This is a genomic window from Kribbella sp. NPDC049584, assembly GCF_040675555.1.
Lineage (GTDB): Bacteria > Actinomycetota > Actinomycetes > Propionibacteriales > Kribbellaceae > Kribbella.
In genome coordinates this window covers 393,521-407,939 of record NZ_JBFAPF010000002.1, presented here as the reverse complement: position 1 = coordinate 407,939, position 14,419 = coordinate 393,521, and the positions used below count along the sequence as shown (strand labels likewise).

Below are 14,419 nucleotides of genomic sequence, written 5' to 3'. Positions count from 1 at the left end.
TCGTGTAGCGTGGCTACGCGATGGCCGACATCGAGCTGCGTGAACTCCGCCTGTTCCTCGCGCTGGCCGAAGAGCTGCACTTCGGCCGCGCCGCGGAACGGCTCGGACTCACGACGTCGCGAGCCAGCCAGACGCTGCGAGCCCTGGAGCGCAAGCTCGGCGGACAACGGTTGTTCGACCGTACGAGCCGCGTGGTCACGTTGACGGCGGCCGGACACGCGCTCCTCGACGAGCTCAGCCCCGTCGTGACGGGCTTGGACAACACGCTCACGCGCGCACGGACGCGGGCAGCCGGTCTCGGGATGATCCGCCTGGGTGTCCTCAACGCCGCATCCGGGACGGTCGTCCTGAACGAGGCGGTCGCGCTCTTCGAGGCGGCCCACGAAGGCGCCGCCGTGCGACTGGTCGCGACCCCGCTGGACGACCGGCTCGGGCCGCTCCGCCGACGCGAGGTCGACCTGTCCGTGACCCGGCTGCCGCTCGCTCAACCCGACATCGTGATCGGACCGCTGCTCTCCCAGGACGACCCGCGCGTGGTCATGGTGGCCATCGACCATCCACTCGCCGGTCGGGACCAGGTCTCGGTCGAAGACTTCGCGGACTACCCGGTGCGGAGGCCGGCCGACGTACCCGAGCTGGCCGAAGCCAACTGTCCGAGCCACACCCCGAGCGGCCGGCCGATCGTGCCGTTCGATGCCGAGGTCAACGACATCTCCGAACTGCTCCTACTCATCGCCCGAGGACGCCTGATCCACCCGACCGTGGCTCCGTTCGCAGAGCACTTCCGTCACCCGGGCATCGCGATCGTGCCGGTTCGGGACCTGCCACCATCATCGTCCGCGCTGGCCTGGCTGGCGGGCTCCGAACACCCCGCCCGAGACGCCTTCGTAGCCGTGGTCGAGCAGGTCGTCGCAGTACACCGACGGCCCGACCGGCTCACGTAGTCCAACCGCCGACCGGTTCAGCCGCCGGACACGCCTATTTCGGCGTCGGCCAGGTCGGTGCTCAAGCCGTCGGTGTCGTCCAGCCAGCCGTGTGGGAGGACGATGTGGTCGCGAGGACTGCCCTGCCGACCGCGGGGCGCGCCCAGTTCGGCGACCGGGAACGGGACTGTCGGGTCCAGCTGCGACAGCAGCTCGTCCAGGTGGGCGAGCGTGTCGACCATGCCCAGAGCAGCACGCAATTCGCCGCCGGCCGGGAAGCCCTTGAGGTACCAGGGGACGTGCTTGCGGAAGTCGCGCAGGCCGCGCTGCTCCCCCATCAGGTCGGCGAGCAGTTCGCCGTGGCGGCGCATGACGGTGGCTACTTCGCCGAGCGTCGGCAGGTTGAGGGTCTCGCCGCCGGCGAACGCGACAGCGAGATCGCGGAACAACCACGGTCGCCCCAGACACCCACGCCCGACGATCACCCCAGCGCACCCGGTCTCGGCCACCATCCGCAGCGCGTCACCGGCCTCCCAGATATCGCCGTTCCCCAGCACGGGAATCGACACGTGCTCGACCAGCTCGGCGATCTTCGACCAGTCCGCCTGGCCGGAGTACGCCTGCGCCGCCGTTCGCCCGTGCAGCCCGATCGCGGCAGCTCCCGACTCCTCCGCGATCCGACCGGCATCCAGGTACGTCTGGTGGGACGAGTCGATCCCGATCCGCGTCTTCATCGTCACGGGTACGCCGTACGGCGTTGCCGCGTGCACAGCCGAGCGGAGGATCGCGCCGAGCAGGTTCCGCTTCCACGGCAGCGCAGCGCCACCGCCCTTGCGCGTCACCTTCGGAACAGGGCATCCGAAGTTCAGGTCGATGTGCGCGACCCCGTAGGAGTCACAAAGGATCTGCACAGCCCGCCCGATGAAGACAGGGTCCACGCCGTACAGCTGCACCGACCGCACTGTCTCGCGAGCGTCGAACGTGAGCATGTCGAGCGACTTCTGATCGCCCTCGACGATGCCGCGCGAGGTGATCATCTCGCAGACGTACAGCCCGGCGCCCTGCTCCGCGCACAAGCGTCGGTACGCCGCGTTGGTGATGCCGGCCATCGGCGCGAGCACCACGGGCGTCTCGATCGTGAGGTTGCCGAGCTTCAACATCAGGCCTTCGCCACCAGCACCTGTCCGTTGCCGGAAACCTGTGCTTTATAAGGCTGTACGGCGTTCGCGGTCGTCGTCACGTCGCACGCGATCCCCGCGTCGCCGGTCTTGACCACGGCAACGTCGTCCATCGTGCAGGTCACCTTCGCCGCGTCGGAGACCGACCGCTGAACGGCGTCGACGACCTTCCCGCGAACGATCGCGACCGAGGGCGAGGTGAACTTGTACGACGCGGAGTACTGCTTCGCGTCGACCGTCAACGTGCCGGTGTACGACTTCCCGGCGTACGTCACGGTGCAGGTGAGCTCGTGCTTGCCGGCGGTCTCGACCTTGTCGATGCCGGGGCACTTGACCGTCGTGGTGGCTGCCTTGCCGGCCGCGATCTGCGCCTGCTTGGAGATCGCGAAGGTGATGCGTGAAGCCAGCGGCGCGTCCTCGGCCGGCTCGCCGGTGACCTTCGGCGTCGGCCACGGCTTCGACGGCGTCGGCAGCGGGGTCAGCGACGGCGTGGAAGTGGTCGGGATCGGGGCACTCGACGACGGCGCGCTCGAAGACGACGAGCTGGACGCGGACGGCGGGTTCCCGGCCGAAGGCTGGTCGTCCGAGCAAGCAGACAACAAGAAGACAGCCAGTGCCGACAATCCGAAGACGGCCAGCCCGAAGCGCACCCGGTCCCGCGACAGCTTCATCGTCAGCAACCCACCAGATGCTGGGCGAGATAGCCGGTGACCTCGGTCAACGCGACCCGCTCCTGTTTCATCGAGTCGCGCTCCCGGATCGTCACGGCCTGGTCCTCGAGCGTGTCGAAGTCGACGGTGATGCAGTACGGCGTACCGATCTCGTCCTGCCGGCGGTACCGGCGGCCGATCGCGCCGGCGTCGTCAAAGTCGACGTTCCAGCTCTTGCGCAGTTCGGCGGCCAGGTCGCGGGCCTTCGGCGAGAGGTCGGCGTTGCGGGACAGCGGCAGTACGGCGGCCTTCACCGGCGCGAGCCGCGGGTCGAAACGCAGTACCGTGCGCTTGTCGACACCGCCCTTCGCGTTCGGGGCCTCGTCCTCGGTGTAGGCGTCGAGCAGGAACGCGAGCACGTTGCGGGTCAGGCCGGCCGCGGGCTCGATCACGTACGGCGTCCAGCGCTCGCCCTTCTCCTGGTCGAAGTACGAGAGGTCGGCGCCGGAGTGCTTGGAGTGCGTGGACAGGTCGAAGTCGGTGCGGTTCGCGATGCCCTCGAGCTCGTCGAACTCCTTGCCGCCGAAGTTGAACCGGTACTCGATGTCGACGGTGCGCTTGGAGTAGTGGCTCAGCTTCTCCTTCGGGTGCTCGTAGAACCGCATGTTGTCCGGGTTCAGGCCGAGGCCGGTGTACCAGTCCCAGCGCGCCTTCAGCCAGTACTCGTGCCAGTCCTCGTCGGTGCCGGGCTCGACGAAGAACTCCATCTCCATCTGCTCGAACTCGCGGGTCCGGAAGATGAAGTTGCCGGGAGTGATCTCGTTGCGGAAGCTCTTGCCGACCTGGGCGATGCCGAACGGCGGCTTCTTCCGGGCGGTGCCCATCACGTTCGCGAAGTTGATGAAGATGCCCTGCGCGGTCTCCGGGCGGAGGTAGTGCAGGCCCTCCTCGGACTCGACCGGGCCGAGGTAGGTCTTCAGCAGGCCGTTGAACATCCGCGGCTCGGTGAACGTGCCCTTGTTGCCGCAGTTCGGGCAGGAGATCTCGGCCAGCTTGACCTCGTCGACGTCCTTGTTCTTCCGGCGGGCGAAGTCCTCGCGGAGGTGGTCGTCGCGGAACCGCTTGTGGCAGGACTGGCACTCGGTCAGCGGGTCGACGAACTCGGCCAGGTGGCCGGAGGCCTCCCAGACCTGGGTCGGCAGGATCACCGAGGAGTCCAGCCCGACGATGTCGTCACGACCGGTCACCATCGTCCGCCACCACTGGGTCCGGACGTTGTTCTTCAGCTCGACACCGAGGGGTCCGTAGTCCCAGGCCGACTTGGTACCGCCGTAGATCTCGCCGCAGGGATACACGAAGCCCCTCCGCTTGCTGAGGCTGACGACGGCATCGACGGTTTCCACGGGCACTTTTCGACTCCAGAACGGGCACAGACGAATCTACGGAAGAGACCAGGCTATCGGTCCTGGGTGGCCGTCATCGAATCCGTGCCAGCGAGGCGCTGGGTCGGCAAATCTTCGTACGCCGTCGGCTCGTCGATCGCCTCCGACAGCAGCGGCACCGCGGCCACCTTCACGTCGTACGGCGACAGCGCCCGCCGGTAACTCCCGACGTTGACGAACTCCAGGTCAAGGGCCAGCAACTCAGGGTCATCGACATTGCGTCCGACGCGGGCCGAAACGAAGCCCTTCTGCTGCGACAACACGTCGATCGCAACCTGCACCCGCTCGGCGAATCGGGCCTGCTCGGCCTCGCCCACCCGGAACCTGATCACCACGAACACCCGAGTCACCTTACGTGACGCGCACGGACGCCGATCAGCACTTCCCCGGGACGCCTGGCCGCCGCACAGTGTCGGTATGCCCGAGCGTGTCGTCGGCCGGCGACGGGAGCTCGGCACGCTCGCCGGCCTGCTGGACGAGGTCGGGCGCGGCCGCGGCCAGGGCGCGCTCGTGATCGGCGACGCCGGCATCGGCAAGTCGACCACGGTGGCCGCCTTCGCGGACACTGCCCGCGAGCGTGGATACGTCGTCGCGTGGGGCCGCTGCCCGGAGACGGAGACGTTGCCGTACTGGCCGTGGCGGCAGGCGTTCCGTGCGCTCGGCCTGTCGACCGTGCTGCCCGAGGACGCCGGCACCGGCCGGACCGGCGTCTTCGCGGCGGTCGCCGATCAGCTCGCGGCGGCGACCACAGAGCACCCAGCGGTGATCATCCTGGAGGATCTCCACCTCGCCGACGGACCAGCGCTCGCACTCCTGCCGTTCTTCATCGGTCTGCTCCCAGAACTGCGCTGTCTGCTCGTCATCACCAGCCGGGACAACGCAGTGGACGTCGCAGAGCCGGCCGCCGAGGCACTGCGCGCACTGCCACCGTCGTTCGTGCGGATACCGCTGAGCGGGCTGGACCGCCAGGCAACCGGACAACTGGTCACACAGGTCCTTGGGCAGGACACGGACACCGCGTACGCCGATGTGGTGCACGACCGGACCGGCGGAAACCCCTTCTTCGTTCAGGAGCTGGCCCGCTGGCACGCAGCCCGCGGTACGACATCCACCGAGACCCCGACCGGCGTACGGCAGGTGCTGGAGCGTCGGCTCGCCCGATTGAGCCAGCCGGCGTACGACGTACTGGCGACAGCGGCCGTTCTCGGGGAGGACGTGAACCTGGAGGTTCTTGCTGCGCTGGAGAGAACAACCACCGACCTACTCGCAGTGCTCGCTGACGCGGTAGCGGCCCGGCTTGCCGAGGTCGACGGGGCTCGGATGCGCTTCGCACACTCGCTCGTTCGCGAGGTGGTGTACTCCGGTCTGGGCGTTCATCGCCGGTCCGTGCTGCACCTCCAGGCGGCCGAGCTGCTCGCGGGGCTGCTGGACGCGGATCCTGGACAGATAGCTGCGCACTACCGGGACGCGATCGGTCAGCCGGATGCGGCCAGGCGGTCGCGTGAGTTCGCGCTGCTTGCGGCTCGGGCTGCGCAGCGGCAGTCCGGCTACGAGCAGGCGGTGCGGTTCTATCGGTGGGCCGATCTTGACGATCGGCAGGTGCGACTGGAGCTGGGCGAGGCACAGGTCCTGGCCGGTGAGCTCGCAGCCGGACGGGACACGTTACGCGCCGTCGCCCAGGAAGCGGCGGCAGATGGCGATGCACCGACGGTCGCGCAGGCAGTCCTGGCGATGGGTGGCGGTGTCGGTGGGTTCGAGGTTGACCTCAGCGACACCGAACAGACGGAGCTGCTGGCGAGCGTCGTACCGCAGCTGCCGGACAACGCACTGAAGGCTGCCGCTGTCGCACGCGTCGCACTGGGACGGATACCGACTGACCGCGGCGACGGTCCACGGCAGCTGGCCGACCAGGCGGTGCGACTGGCACGGGCGACAGGTGATGCGCGCGCCGAGGCTGCGGCGTTGGCGGTGTGGTGCGACGTGTTCGCCGGGCCGGACCACGTTGCGGAGCGGATCGCTGCGGCGCAGCGCATGCTGGCGCTCGCCACCGGCGACCTGGCGCTGCTGCTCCTGGCCCGGCGATTGCTCGTAGTGGCTCTGCTCGAGCAGGGCCGGTTCACGGAGGCCGACGTACAGATTGCCGCGTTCGCTCGGGCAGTCCTGCCGCTCCGGCTTCCGCTGTACAGCTGGCTGGTGCCGATCTGGAAGGGCATGCGCGCACTGATGTCCGGACGGCTCGAGGAGGCCGAGACCTGCATCGCTGAGGCCAATCGGCTCGGCGAGGAAGCGGATAGCGTCAACGCACCGCTGATGGTGTTCGCACTGGGCGCAGCGCTGGCCGTCACGACCGGCGTGGTCGCAGAGCTGCAGTCGTACGTCGAGACCGTGACGCTGCCGTTCATCGGCAACCCGATGATCGACGGGCCGTCCGCGTACTACCTGGCACGGGCCGGAGCGGTCGATGAGGCGCGCGGCATCGTAAGGCGCCGCGTTCGCGACGGGCTGGACGCGATCCCCAAGGACGCCGAGTGGCTGGAGTCTGTCGCCTTCCTCGCCGCGGCAGCCGGAGTACTCGGCGACGACGAGTGCGCCCAGCTCACCTTCGACGCGCTGACGCCGTACGCCGGTTTGTGGGTGATCGATGGAGTCGGCGGCGCCTGTCTGGGCAGTGTGTCCCTGTTCCTCGGCCGGTTGGCCGCGCAACTGGGACGACCCGAGGCGCGGGCGCTGCTGGAGGCCGCACTCGAAGAGCATCGGACGGCCGGTGCCGAGACCCTCGTCATGGAGACCGAGAAGGCTCTGGCGGAGCTGGGCGCAGTCCACACCGCCCCAGGTACTGGCGTACTCCGGCGTCTCGGCGCGACGTGGGAAGTGACGTGGCGTGGTGTCACAGTGCACGTTCCGGACTCCAAAGGCGTGCGCGACCTCGCCCTACTACTCGCGCGGCCGCGGACGCCGATGAGTGTGCTCGATCTGTCAGGTCCAGGGCGGGTCCATGGTGCCGACCTCGGGCCCGTGCTCGATGAGCAAGCGCGGACCGCGTATCGCGGACGGCTGCGGGAGCTGGCTGACGACCTCGCCGAAGCCGAGGACCGCAACGACCTGGCAAGGGCGGAGAAGCTCAGGGTGGAGCAGGACTTCCTGACGCAGGAGCTGGCCGGTGCGCTCGGGCTCGGTGGACGAGCCAGGTCGGCGGGCGATCCGGTGGAGCGCAGCCGCAAGGCCGTCTCGATGCGCATCGGTGCCGCGGTGAAGGTGATCGAGGGCGTCCATCCGGCTCTGGGCCGGCACCTGCGGGCTTCGATCCACACCGGCCGTCAATGTGTCTACGAGCCGGAAGACGACATCACCTGGCATTGCCAGTCGGCAGCTGGCGCCTCACTGAGTGAAAGCAGTTCCACTCAGTCGAAACAGGAGGGGCAACATGACCACGACAGACGTCACCAAAGCAGACCCTGAGGCCGCTGAGGCCCTGCTCGGACGGATGTTCGGCGCCGCGCTCGGTGCGGCCGAGCTGTTCACGATCTACCTCGGCGACCGGCACGGCATCTACCAGGCGATCGGCGCGAACGGTCCGATCACGGCAAGCGAGCTGGCGGAGCGGACCGGTCTCGACCACCGCTATCTGGTCGAATGGCTGCAGTCACAGGCGATCAGCGGCCTGCTGACGATCGACGGCACCGACGTCTGGACAGACCGGTTCGAGCTGGCGCCCGGCGTACGCGAGGCGCTGCTCGAGCCGAGTAGTCCGTTCTATGCCGGCGGACTGGCGGCGATCGTGCCGGCGACCGGCAGGGCGTTTCCCCAACTGGTGGAGGCGTTCCGCACCGGTGCCGGAGTGCGCTACACGGCGTACGGCGAGGAGGCGGTCCAGGCTCAGGAGGCATTGAACCGGCCGGCGTATGTCAACTCGTTGGCGACCGAGTGGGTCCCGGCCGTGCCCGGACTGCACGACGTGCTGTCCGCAGGTGCGCGTGTTGCCGACCTGGGCACCGGTGCGGGCTGGTCGGCGATCGAATTGGCCAAGGCGTATCCGGCGGTGCAGGTGGACGGCTACGACAACGACGAGGACTCGATCAGCCGGGCCCGTCGCAACGCGGCCGAGCAGGGAGTTGCCGACCGGGTCGACTTCGAGGTCCGCGACATCACCGCGGTCGCAGCCGGCGGACCGCAGTACGACGTCGTGACGTTCTTCGAGTGTCTGCACGACCTCGCGCACCCCGTGGAGGCGCTGATTGCGGCCCGGACCGCCCTGGCACCTGGCGGTTCGGTGATCGTCATGGACGAGCGGGCCGACGAGGTACTAACCGCGCCTGGCGACGAGGTGCAGCGGTTCCTGGCCGCGGCCAGCACCATCTGGTGTACGCCGCAGGGCCTGGTCGACGAGGAGTCCGACGTGGTCGGCGCGATCATGCGACCGGACCAGCTCCGGCACCTGGCCGGGCACGCCGGGTACGGCACTGTCGACGTACTGCCGATCGAGCACCCGTTCTGGCGCTTCTACCGACTCAACCCATAGCAGCTACCCACAGCCTGGAACAATGGTGCAATGAGTTCCCCCAGCGGCAGTCAGCCGGTCAGCTCGATGCGACAGCGACTGACCAAGATCAGCTATCCGTACGTCGCGAGGCTGCACGCCGCACCGAAGCTGACGCTGCCCGGGATCACCTTGGTGCTCGCACTGGCCGGAGTGTTCGCTCCGGTGGTGGTCGGAGTGCCGGCCTTGATCCTGCTGGCGCTGCTGCTGGGATGGCTGGCGTTCCTGTCATGGCCGGCGGTAAACGGTGGGCCGAAGTTCCTGCGGCTCTTCTCGATCCTGGTGATTCTGCTGTTCGCGGTATCGCGGATCGCCAACGGCTGACCTCCCAGCGCGACCAGCTCAGTGGATCTCGTCCAGCCCCAGGTCAGTCAGTCGGTCGCGTAGCCAGGTCAGCTCCTTGGTGATCCGTTTGACCAAGGACTGTCGACCACGCGGCCACACGTACACCTCCGACTCCAAGTGCTGCGTGAGTGGATGGCCACCACCGACCAGTCTGGTCAAACACTCGTCCAGTACGCCGGTTGTCACGCTCAACCCGTCCGGCGGCGCAGCGTAGGCCGGCAGATGCGTGTGCATCCGCCAAGCCGCGTGGCCGGACAGCTCGTAGGCCTGCGCCACGTCGTCCACTCCTGGCCCGCTCCACTCACGCACCTGCCTCAGGTACTTCGGTGTGCCGAGCTGAGTGAGCACATATCGAGCGGCCGCATCAGACGGGTCCACCAGCGTCGGCGCGACCGACAACCGCCCTTTGACCACATCGACTCCAGCCCGCCACAGCATCTGGAACACATCGGCCGGTTCCTCGAACTGCACGGCCAGATGGCACGCATCCAATCCCAACCCGATGCGCGACGTACCGCCGTACGGACTGGAGTAGCGGTCCAGCCACGCAGCGGCCTGACCGACCATCTCGAGGACGCAGCCCGGCTCGGTCTCGACGGCGAGCCGGATCGTCCGGCCGGTCCGGGTCTCGGTACGCGCGAGGTGCTGCTCGACGCGATCGAACGCCTCACGCGCGGCGCGGTTGCGCGTCTTCGACCACGGCACGCGCCAGGCGAGCGGGACGGTCGAGATCGATCCGTACGACGCGTCCGCCGGGAGCAGCTCGGCCAGGACATCAACCAGGTCGAGCGTGTAGCGAAGCCGCTCGGGGTCGGTCCAGTCGGGGCAGTACAGCTTGCTGCCGACAACCTTGTCGGTGAAAAGCGAGTGTGGCGTGCCGTTCAGCGTGACGACTTCGAGCCGATTGCGGTGCAGCGATCGACGAAGCTTGCTGAGCGACGCCGGCGAGTTCGCGAGCCGGTCCGCAAGCCGGTGCGGGAGCCACAGTCCGACCCCGAGCACCGGTACGTCGAGTGCCGCGCGCACCGCGCCGGCGCAGTCGTCGAGACCGGCGATCAGCTCGTGGAGCTCACCGGCCGGATGCACGGTCGCGCAGTACCCCAGATGGACGATCGAACCGTCCCGATGACGAAATCTCATCAGCTCCTCACCCCGTTCGGCCACCGAAGGTAATTACAGGCGGACTCTCCGTGACCTATCAGCACTCTAGAAGCCTGACGGCCCGCGCGGAAGGGCTGATTTTCGGTTAAAGGCGCTCGGCGTCGGCCACCAGTTCGCGGGAGCGGTCGGCGACGGCCATGGCGGCGAGGGCGGTGGTGAGCGGTACGGCCGCGATGATGCCGAGGCTGCCGACCAGACCGCGCACGACCTCCATCGCGACCGACTCCTGGGACAGGACGACCCGGGCGGGAAGGCCCTGGATGGCGAAGACGAGCAGGATCGGCAACGCCGCACCGGCGTACGCCAGGACGAGGGTGTTGACCACCGAGGCGACGTGAGTGCGACCGATGCGCAGGCCGGCGGCGACCAACTCGCGGCGATTGGCGGACGGGTTCGCCGCCGACAGCTCCCAGACGGCCGCGGCCTGGGTGACGGTGACGTCGTCCAGCACACCGAGCGCGCCGATCACCATGCCGGCGACCAGTAGGCCGGTGAGGTCGATGTCAGGCACCATCGACTGGGCGCCAGTCGCACCTTCGGAAGCCATCCCGCTCAACTGGCAGAACTTGGTGAAGAACCAGCCCAGCAAGACCGTCAGCCCGAGCGCGGCCACCGTCCCGGACAATGCGATCGAACTCTCGGCATTGATCCCGTGCGTGAGGAACAACGCGATCGCCATGATCACCGTGCCGCCGACGACCGCGACCAGCAGCGCGTTCTCGCCATGAAGGATCGCCGGGAGGATGAACTGCGTCAGCATGACCGCCGTCACCGCCAGCGCGATCAGCGCCGCGAACCCTCGCCAGCGCGACAACGCGACGACCGCGACCGCGAAGGTCCCGGCCAGCAGCAACAACGAGCCGGTCCGGTCGTGGTCGACGTACGAGTACCGCTCGGCGAGGGTCTTCGCGTCGTCGTTGATGCCGAGCACAACGGTCTGACCGACCTTCGCCGGAATCGGGGTCCGACTGGCGTTCGGCACCTGGATCGGCACCGTCTTGCCCTTGTCGGGCCCGCTCGTGAGCTTGACCGTGGCCTCGTTGCACTGCTGCGCCTGTTGCTTCCCCGGGCAGGGCTCGATCGCGGTGACCTCGCCGCGGGCGGCGGCCGTCTGGTACGACGCGACCTTCACGTCACCGCCGGGCCACATCACGATCATCCCGACGACCGCGGCGACGAGCAGCGGGATCAGCACCGCCGCCACCACGATCCGGACCCGGCGGGCCACGATCGCATCGTCGTTCACCACCGACGTGTCGACCACGTGGTCTCCGTGACCGTGACCGTGGCCGTGCCCGTGACCATGTCCGTGCCCTTGGGGAATTTCCAGCTTCCGGCGCCGGTTGCTCCGGTGGTCGGCGCGCCTGCGCCCGACGTTCCGCCTGGCCATCGTGTGCTCCCTGTTTTGACAACCAGTTCCAATTAAATGAAAATGATTGTCATGAGATCTGGTCTTCGAGCTATTGTCGCCGGTGCCGTCGTCACGGCGACACTCGCCCTGGGCGGATGCGCCGGCTCGTCGGCCACCGGCGCCGGCAACGGCAAGCTCGACGTCGTGACCTCGTTCTATCCGCTCGAGTTCATCGCCCGCAGCGTGGGCGGCGACGCCGTCAACGTGACCACCCTGACGGCGCCGGGCGTCGAGCCGCACGACCTCGAGCTCACCCCCAAGCAGGTCGGATCGATCGCGACAGCCAAGCTCGTCGTCTACGAGAAGGACCTGCAGCCGGCCGTCGACGAGGCCGTCGACCAGAACGCCCAGGACGCCGGATTCGACATCTCCCCGGCCGCACAGCTCGAGGCCACCGGCGCCGACTTCGAGGAGCACGGCGTGATCCCGGCCGCGCACAAGGAGAACGCGCTCGACCCACACTTCTGGCTCGACCCGGTGCGGTATGCCGAGGTCGTGAAGGCGATCGAGGAGAAGCTCGTCAGCCTCGACAGTGCCGACGCCACGGGGTACCACGAGCGCGCCAAGGCTCTGCTGGCCCAGATCAGCAAGCTCGACACGGAGTACCGGACCGGTCTGGCCGACTGCAAGCTGAACACGTTCGTGACGAGTCACGAGGCGTTCGCCTACCTGGCGAAGCGATACGGTCTGACGATGGTCGGGATCGCCGGGTTCACGCCGGACGCGGAGCCGACGCCGAGCCGGATCAAGGAGGTCCAGGACATCGTGAAGGCCCAGGGCGTGTCGACGATCTTCTACGAGGAGCTGGTCAGCCCGAAGGTGGCCGACACGATCGCCAACGACGTCGGCGTGAAGACCGCGGTGCTGAGCCCGATCGAGGGCCTGTCGGACGCCAACTCCAAGGAAACGTACCTGACCCTCATGCAGCAGAACCTGCAGGAACTGCGGACGGCGAACGGCTGCAAATGACACCAGAAGGCTCCCCCCAGGCCGTCCAGGTCTCCGATCTCTCGGTCGATCTGGGCGGTCGGCTCGTGCTTCGAGGCATCGATCTGCGGATCCGGCAGGGCGAGGTGGTCGCCGTGCTCGGGACGAACGGGTCCGGCAAGTCCACGCTGATCAAGACCATCGTCGGTCTGCTCCCCGCGGCCCGCGGCGAGGTCCGCTTGTTCGGTACGCCGGTCCCCCGCTTCCGCCAGTGGCGCCGCGTCGGGTACGTCCCGCAGCGCATCACCGCGGCCGGCGGCGTGCCGGCGACTGTGTTCGAGGTGGTGTCGTCCGGTCTGCTCTCCAAGCGGCGGCTGTTCAGCCCGCTCGGCGCGGCCGGCAAGCAGGCGATCGAGCAGGCGCTCGAGGTCGTCGACATGGCCGACCGGCGCACGGACGCGGTTGCCGAGCTCTCCGGCGGGCAGCAGCAGCGGGTTCTGATCGCGCGGGCGCTGGTGTCCGATCCGGAGCTGCTCATCCTCGACGAGCCGACCGCCGGCGTGGATCTGGCCAGCCAGCAGATCTTCGCCGACGCGGTCCGGGACCGGGTCGCGAGCGGTACGACGGTGGTGATGGTCAGCCACGATCTCGGCCCGATGGACGCGCTGATCGACCGCTCGGTGGTGATGCGCCGCGGCCGCATCGTGTACGACGGGCCGCCGCACGCCTCGCAGACCCACGCCCACGTCCACCATTCACACAGCGACGACGGACCGGGGTGGACGCCTTCATGAGCCTGTTCGAGCTCGAGTTCATGCAGCGGGCGCTGATCGCCGGCCTGCTGACCGGACTGTCCGCGCCGGCCATCGGCACCTATCTGGTGCAGCGGCGGCTGTCGCTCCTGGGTGACGGCATCGGCCACATCGCGATCACCGGCGTGGCGCTGGGTCTGCTCACCGGCAGTGCGCCGGTCCTGACCGCGGTGCTCGTGTCGATCGCCGGTGCGACAGCTATCGAGCTGATCCGGGCACGCGGCAAGGCCACCGGCGACGTAGCGCTCGCCCTGATGTTCTATGGCGGTATCGCGGGCGGCGTGCTCCTCATCGGGCTAGCCGGCCAAGGTGCAGCCACTCTGAATACCTATCTGTTCGGTTCACTCACCACGGTGTCCCAGAGCGACCTGTACGTCGTTGTGGGCCTGGCCGTAGCCGTGCTCGTGGTGGCAATCGGTCTGGGTCCACAGCTGTTCGCCGTGTGCCAGGACGAGGAGTTCGCCCGTACGACGGGGCTCCGCGTGCAGCTGCTCAACCTGGTGATCGCTGTGATGGCCGCAGTGACCGTGACCGTGGCGATGCGGACCGTGGGCCTGCTGCTGGTCAGTGCGCTGATGGTGGTCCCGGTGGCGACAGCGCAGCAGGTGACACGCTCGTTCCGCAGTACGTTCGTCACGGCTTGCATCATCGGAGTGCTGGCGTGCCTGGCCGGCATCGTCACGTCGTACAACGCGAATGTGGCTCCGGGCGCGACCATCGTCGTGCTGGCGCTGGCCGGGTTCGTGGTGGCGGCCACGGTGGGGACGCTGCTCCGGCGGCGGTCCGGCCGCGCCCGCCCACTCGCGGACGAGGAGCCCGAGGTCGGCGTGCCGGCGCCTGAGCCGCATGTGGTGAGTCCCGGGCACCCGCACGCGCACAACCCCGTCTGCGGTCACAAGAAGGTCGAGCACGGCGACCATGTGGACTACGTGCACGACGGCCACCTGCACGCGGCGCACGGGGATCACTGGGATGAGCACTGACACTTGCTGACTTCTGAGAGAATTGGGCGTGGTGGCGATATGACAGGAGG

Annotated in this window: 13 protein-coding genes; 7 read left to right on the top strand and 6 right to left on the bottom strand. The window is 68.4% G+C overall.

The window, feature by feature from the left end; genetic code table 11:
* Positions 1–20: 20 nt before the first annotated feature.
* A complete protein-coding gene (locus AB0J62_RS08725; RefSeq protein ID WP_363866050.1) occupies positions 21–944 on the top strand; it encodes a LysR family transcriptional regulator in 924 nt (307 codons plus the stop codon).
* 17 nt (positions 945–961) lie between these two features.
* On the opposite strand, the gene dusB is transcribed toward AB0J62_RS08725, so the two are convergent.
* The 4 genes from dusB to AB0J62_RS08705 are packed head-to-tail and all read right to left on the bottom strand — an operon-like array spanning position 962 to position 4,534.
* On the bottom strand, positions 962–2,083 hold the full coding sequence (gene dusB / locus AB0J62_RS08720; RefSeq protein WP_363866047.1) for a tRNA dihydrouridine synthase DusB: 1,122 nt from the start codon (positions 2,081–2,083) through the stop codon (positions 962–964).
* The gene (locus AB0J62_RS08715; RefSeq protein WP_363866044.1) at positions 2,083–2,772 is read right to left on the bottom strand and encodes a hypothetical protein; all 690 of its coding nucleotides are present in this window, start codon (positions 2,770–2,772) and stop codon (positions 2,083–2,085) included. Before AB0J62_RS08715 ends, dusB begins: the two co-directional genes overlap by 1 nt.
* A 2-nt stretch (positions 2,773–2,774) precedes the next feature.
* The gene (locus AB0J62_RS08710) at positions 2,775–4,160 is read right to left on the bottom strand and encodes a glycine--tRNA ligase (RefSeq protein ID WP_363866041.1); all 1,386 of its coding nucleotides are present in this window, start codon (positions 4,158–4,160) and stop codon (positions 2,775–2,777) included.
* 47 nt (positions 4,161–4,207) lie between these two features.
* A complete protein-coding gene (locus AB0J62_RS08705) occupies positions 4,208–4,534 on the bottom strand; it encodes an antibiotic biosynthesis monooxygenase (protein WP_202871458.1) in 327 nt (108 codons plus the stop codon).
* Positions 4,535–4,610: 76 nt separating this feature from the next.
* Here AB0J62_RS08705 and AB0J62_RS08700 point away from each other — a divergent pair, with 76 nt between their 5' ends.
* Genes AB0J62_RS08700 through AB0J62_RS08690 form a run of 3 tightly spaced genes read left to right on the top strand, consistent with a single transcriptional unit; the run spans position 4,611 to position 9,054 of the window.
* The gene (locus AB0J62_RS08700) at positions 4,611–7,652 is read left to right on the top strand and encodes an AAA family ATPase (RefSeq protein ID WP_363866036.1); all 3,042 of its coding nucleotides are present in this window, start codon (positions 4,611–4,613) and stop codon (positions 7,650–7,652) included.
* Positions 7,618–8,712, top strand: a complete 1,095-nt coding sequence (locus tag AB0J62_RS08695; RefSeq protein ID WP_363866032.1) for a class I SAM-dependent methyltransferase — start codon at positions 7,618–7,620, stop codon at positions 8,710–8,712. Before AB0J62_RS08700 ends, AB0J62_RS08695 begins: the two co-directional genes overlap by 35 nt.
* A gap of 30 nt (positions 8,713–8,742) precedes the next feature.
* Positions 8,743–9,054, top strand: a complete 312-nt coding sequence (locus AB0J62_RS08690) for a DUF6703 family protein (RefSeq protein ID WP_363866029.1) — start codon at positions 8,743–8,745, stop codon at positions 9,052–9,054.
* An 18-nt stretch (positions 9,055–9,072) separates the two neighbouring features.
* On the opposite strand, the gene eboE is transcribed toward AB0J62_RS08690, so the two are convergent.
* Both eboE and AB0J62_RS08680 read right to left on the bottom strand, forming a co-directional pair.
* A complete protein-coding gene (gene eboE, locus AB0J62_RS08685; RefSeq protein WP_363866026.1) occupies positions 9,073–10,215 on the bottom strand; it encodes a metabolite traffic protein EboE in 1,143 nt (380 codons plus the stop codon).
* A 106-nt stretch (positions 10,216–10,321) separates the two neighbouring features.
* Positions 10,322–11,500, bottom strand: a complete 1,179-nt coding sequence (locus AB0J62_RS08680) for a YibE/F family protein (protein ID WP_363866023.1) — start codon at positions 11,498–11,500, stop codon at positions 10,322–10,324.
* A 177-nt stretch (positions 11,501–11,677) separates the two neighbouring features.
* Here AB0J62_RS08680 and AB0J62_RS08675 point away from each other — a divergent pair, with 177 nt between their 5' ends.
* Genes AB0J62_RS08675 through AB0J62_RS08665 form a run of 3 tightly spaced genes read left to right on the top strand, consistent with a single transcriptional unit; the run spans position 11,678 to position 14,369 of the window.
* A complete protein-coding gene (locus tag AB0J62_RS08675; protein ID WP_363866020.1) occupies positions 11,678–12,616 on the top strand; it encodes a metal ABC transporter substrate-binding protein in 939 nt (312 codons plus the stop codon).
* Entirely contained in the window at positions 12,613–13,368 is a 756-nt protein-coding gene (locus tag AB0J62_RS08670) for an ABC transporter ATP-binding protein (protein ID WP_363866017.1), read from the top strand. Before AB0J62_RS08675 ends, AB0J62_RS08670 begins: the two co-directional genes overlap by 4 nt.
* A complete protein-coding gene (locus AB0J62_RS08665) occupies positions 13,365–14,369 on the top strand; it encodes a metal ABC transporter permease (RefSeq protein ID WP_134097441.1) in 1,005 nt (334 codons plus the stop codon). The genes AB0J62_RS08670 and AB0J62_RS08665 overlap by 4 nt, the downstream gene beginning before the upstream one ends.
* The last annotated feature ends 50 nt before the right edge of the window (positions 14,370–14,419 follow it).

Coding starts and splice junctions, on each gene's coding strand:
- AB0J62_RS08725 (WP_363866050.1), top strand. CDS start 21: ATGGCCGACATCGAGCTGCGTGAACTCCGCCTGTTCCTCGCGCTGGCC.
- dusB (WP_363866047.1), bottom strand. CDS start 2,083: ATGTTGAAGCTCGGCAACCTCACGATCGAGACGCCCGTGGTGCTCGCG.
- AB0J62_RS08715 (WP_363866044.1), bottom strand. CDS start 2,772: ATGAAGCTGTCGCGGGACCGGGTGCGCTTCGGGCTGGCCGTCTTCGGA.
- AB0J62_RS08700 (WP_363866036.1), top strand. CDS start 4,611: ATGCCCGAGCGTGTCGTCGGCCGGCGACGGGAGCTCGGCACGCTCGCC.
- AB0J62_RS08695 (WP_363866032.1), top strand. CDS start 7,618: ATGACCACGACAGACGTCACCAAAGCAGACCCTGAGGCCGCTGAGGCC.
- AB0J62_RS08690 (WP_363866029.1), top strand. CDS start 8,743: ATGAGTTCCCCCAGCGGCAGTCAGCCGGTCAGCTCGATGCGACAGCGA.
- eboE (WP_363866026.1), bottom strand. CDS start 10,215: ATGAGATTTCGTCATCGGGACGGTTCGATCGTCCATCTGGGGTACTGC.
- AB0J62_RS08675 (WP_363866020.1), top strand. CDS start 11,678: ATGAGATCTGGTCTTCGAGCTATTGTCGCCGGTGCCGTCGTCACGGCG.
- AB0J62_RS08670 (WP_363866017.1), top strand. CDS start 12,613: ATGACACCAGAAGGCTCCCCCCAGGCCGTCCAGGTCTCCGATCTCTCG.
- AB0J62_RS08665 (WP_134097441.1), top strand. CDS start 13,365: ATGAGCCTGTTCGAGCTCGAGTTCATGCAGCGGGCGCTGATCGCCGGC.